Source organism: Gemmatimonadota bacterium, from assembly GCA_026706345.1.
Classification (GTDB): Bacteria; JAAXHH01; JAAXHH01; order JAAXHH01; family JAAXHH01; genus JAAXHH01.
Genome location: JAPOYX010000236.1, coordinates 1 through 3,310, shown reverse-complemented (window position 1 = coordinate 3,310; position 3,310 = coordinate 1). Strand labels below are relative to the sequence as shown.

The 3,310-nt window shown below is 65.2% G+C and carries 4 protein-coding genes; 2 read left to right on the top strand and 2 right to left on the bottom strand.

From position 1 onward, the window contains the following. Positions 1 to 115: 115 nt before the first annotated feature. Both OXG98_16785 and OXG98_16780 read right to left on the bottom strand, forming a co-directional pair. Positions 116 to 346, bottom strand: coding sequence for a hypothetical protein (locus tag OXG98_16785; GenBank protein MCY3773664.1), 231 nt, complete (start codon positions 344 to 346; stop codon positions 116 to 118). 134 nt (positions 347 to 480) lie between these two features. After that, positions 481 to 1,638: a 6-bladed beta-propeller gene (locus tag OXG98_16780; GenBank protein ID MCY3773663.1), complete on the bottom strand. Its 1,158-nt coding sequence runs from the start codon at positions 1,636 to 1,638 to the stop codon at positions 481 to 483. Between the two features lie 373 nt (positions 1,639 to 2,011). Between OXG98_16780 and OXG98_16775 the strand changes: the two genes are divergently transcribed. Together OXG98_16775 and OXG98_16770 are read left to right on the top strand one after the other, a co-directional pair. Further along, the gene (locus OXG98_16775; GenBank protein MCY3773662.1) at positions 2,012 to 2,638 is read left to right on the top strand and encodes a 6-bladed beta-propeller; all 627 of its coding nucleotides are present in this window, start codon (positions 2,012 to 2,014) and stop codon (positions 2,636 to 2,638) included. A gap of 152 nt (positions 2,639 to 2,790) precedes the next feature. Further along, entirely contained in the window at positions 2,791 to 3,252 is a 462-nt protein-coding gene (locus tag OXG98_16770) for a hypothetical protein (protein ID MCY3773661.1), read from the top strand. Positions 3,253 to 3,310: the final 58 nt, after the last annotated feature.

The window sequence follows — 3,310 nt, the reverse complement described above, 5'->3', positions numbered from 1 at the left end:
CCCCTTGTGGGTACAAAGGTGCTGGCGAGGGTGGCTGCCGCCCCCCTTCGATCCCCCGGAAACGGACGCGCCGATGCGCGCCGGGATCGCCGGCGACGAGTGCGCCGCTTATAGCTCATGGCCCTACCTCCGGGAACCGTTCCGACTGCTCGCCCGCCGGAATCTGGCGGAGCTTCCGCACCGCGCGCGACACGTCGCGGGCGTCGGAGCGAATCAGGAGCCATTCGTGGCCGAACCGGGTTAGCCGGACCCAACACAGCCCGTCCCCGGCTTCGTCGATAGCGACCACCTCGCGGGCGTGGATCTTCCGCCCGTACGCTTGCCCGATGACTCCACTATCGCTCACGGTATGGACCGGCCCCCAGTTTCATCCGTGGTGCACGGCGCGGTGCTGTCACGGGACCCCCCGCGACTCCCGAGCAATCTAGTCTTCCACCATCCAACCCGAAATACGAACTGGTCCCCCGCCACGGCGCGACGTCAGGAACCGGGCTCGAACCGCACTCGCGCGACGCGCCGTACGTCAAGCGAGTCCCTTGTGGTGCCGTACAGCACCGATTCAGTGACCCAGGGAACATCTCCCACGCTGACGCGGCGCGGCCAGCGATACCGCGCCACCAGAGCGGACCCGGCGTATACATCGGCTTCGCGCATCTCCTCCCCGTCGGTACCCGTCTTCTCGACCCACAAGCGACCGGCTCGATCAAAGAAGATGTCGGCAAGCGGCGGCTTGCGGTCGGGAATCTCAAAGGGATGGTTCCGGAGATCGAACCGCTGGAGGTCGCGGTCAATGGAAGCCTGCGCCCATTCAAGGTCCGACGGGCTGAGCGGAGGGCCAAGCGCCTGTGGTCCCTCGACACGCGAAACAGTCCCATCCGGGTGGTGGAGCGTGACCGAGTACTCCGAGGTGACCGCTTCGGCCCACGCGCCGCCGGGGCTGTGAGCGTGAAGCCACAGCGGGCCGAACGGTTGGTAGACGAAGAAGCCTACCGGAGTGTCGCCGATCATACGCTCGACCGTGGTCGAGCCCATCCCGTACTTCTCCGGACCCGCCATCAGTACCGTGTCCACAGCCCCGTCGAAACCGTGATGAAAGCGCGCAGTGCCACCCCCGTCCTCGGTCATCAGTGATCCGATATCGACAAGCCGACCCTCGGCATCGAAGGTGATCGGGGCAACCATGCCGATGCCCACGTGAGCGATCCTCGCTCCACTGTCGTACTCCGCAATCGCGCCGTCCAGCCGGAACACACTGTATCGGGTACTCTCGCGCACCCAGAGCTTGCCGTCCGGCCCGAACGCGAGGCAACAGGGTTGCGTCAGTTCACCCGGTCCCTCGCCCGGACCACCGAAGCGGAACAGGAAGTCGCCCTCGGAACCGAAGACCCGCACCTCGTGCGACTGGAGGTCTGCGACGATCAGCCTCCCGCCCGTGTCCTCGACGATCGACTCGATCCGGGTGAAGAGATAGGGATCTTCACCTTCGATCTCCCCGAACTCCAGATCTACCGTGCCGCGGAAGGTCGGGACACCATCCGGTGAGCGTTCGATGCCTCCCTCCGAACAGCCTACACCGAAGCAGAGTGCCAGCAGCAGGGGCACGGACATCGAAGCGGCAGCGCGGGAATGTTCGTTCATCGGTCGGGACTCCAAGAGCTTGGGGATGCCAGCACACTTGTTTAGACGGCCTGAGCGGGCGTCACGTTGCACACGGGAGTCGATATGGCGTTGGTTGGAACTGCTGGTACTGGCCTCGCCCGGCCGCGAAGCACTGCGGTCGCGGCCTCAACCGCTGAACCCCAGCCTCCCGCAACCTCCGCCCGACCGATTTGCGTCCGCCAGCGTCCCCCGGGTCGCACGGAATCCCGTTCTGGAATAGGGATGCGGCGAAGCACCCCCAAGTGGGACGCCGCGGCAGGAGGCCGTGGCAGTCCGCGAAGGCGAACCGTATCTTCTGCTTGCCCGAATCGGTTACGGTGCCCGTTGCAATCTCCCGTCAGAAGGGTCGGACATGTTCCGCCAAGACGTCGCCCTCTACAGGCCCCGCCCGTCCATCATTCTCGTCCCCTTGCTACTCACCGCGCTCACCTCCTGCGAACCGGAACCGGCATCCGACACCCCGACTCGCGAGACGCTTCCGAACGGTGCCGTCCTCGTCCGCTACCCAACCCGCCCCGCCGTGGACTCCGTCGGCCCGGCAGTCATCGGGGCGCGTGTGGACCTCAAGTTCGGATCCCTTGAGGGGGACGACCCGAACGTGACCTTCGGCGACGTTCGAGGCGTGCAGGCGGCCAGCGACGGGACCATCTACGTGCTGGACCAACAGGCCGCGGAGGTCCGCGTCTTCGATTCCAGCGGCGGGTACCAGCGGACGATCGCGAGGCGCGGCGAGGGGCCGGGCGAGATCGGTGGCGCCAACGGCATCCTCCTTTCCGGAGACACTCTCCTGTGGATCCACGACACCAGGCAGTGGACGATTATCGGAGTTGATCCCACCGGCGCGGAGATACGCCGGTTCGTAAACCCCGTCATGAGCTTCGGACCCATCTGGGACGGTGTGTTCGACCATCGGGGCCGCTACTGGCGGACGACCACTCATGGAGAAGACGACCCGGCTTCCCACCCCCGCCCGGACTGAGTTCGTGGAGCGAGCGGTGGTACTACAAGTCGTATGACCTGTCCAGCGGAGCCACCGACTCCGTCTACGTCGGTGAGGCCAGCTTTCGGTCATACGCATACTCCACTCCTGCGGGCTGGGGCTTCCTGCCTCTTCCCCACGAGGCAGCCGAGTTGATCGAGGTCAATCCTTCCGGTGGCTTCTGGCGCGCGCACACGGGGTCGTACCGGATCGTCCGAACCGGCGAGGGCGGGGATACGCTGGTGGTCATCGAAGCCGGGCTGCCCATCCAACGGGTCACGGACGAGGACCGGATGGCGTACGCCGAGAGCATTATCGACGACAGGCCCGATCTCCACCGGGAGGCGAAGGAGGTCGCTGCTCTGATGCCGGACATCAAGCCCATTCTCGATGGTCTCTTCGTGGACGACGAAGGGAGACTCTGGGTTGAGAGAATCATGCCGAGGGACGCGCCCGCCTTCTACGACCGGTACTCGGAAGACGGCGACTACTTGGGATCCGTTCGCCTTGCGTTCGAGGCGGCAGGCCCGATCTGGGTCCAGCACGGCAGCATCTACACTTGGGTTGTCGATGAGTTCGAGGTTCCCTATGTCGTCAGGGCCTCGGTATCGTGAGAATCAGAATCATCGGGCGGGCGATTCTCCACACTCGGTGAATCGCCAAGAAAAAATA

Coding starts and splice junctions, on each gene's coding strand:
- OXG98_16780 (MCY3773663.1), bottom strand. CDS start 1,638: ATGAACGAACATTCCCGCGCTGCCGCTTCGATGTCCGTGCCCCTGCTG.
- OXG98_16775 (MCY3773662.1), top strand. CDS start 2,012: ATGTTCCGCCAAGACGTCGCCCTCTACAGGCCCCGCCCGTCCATCATT.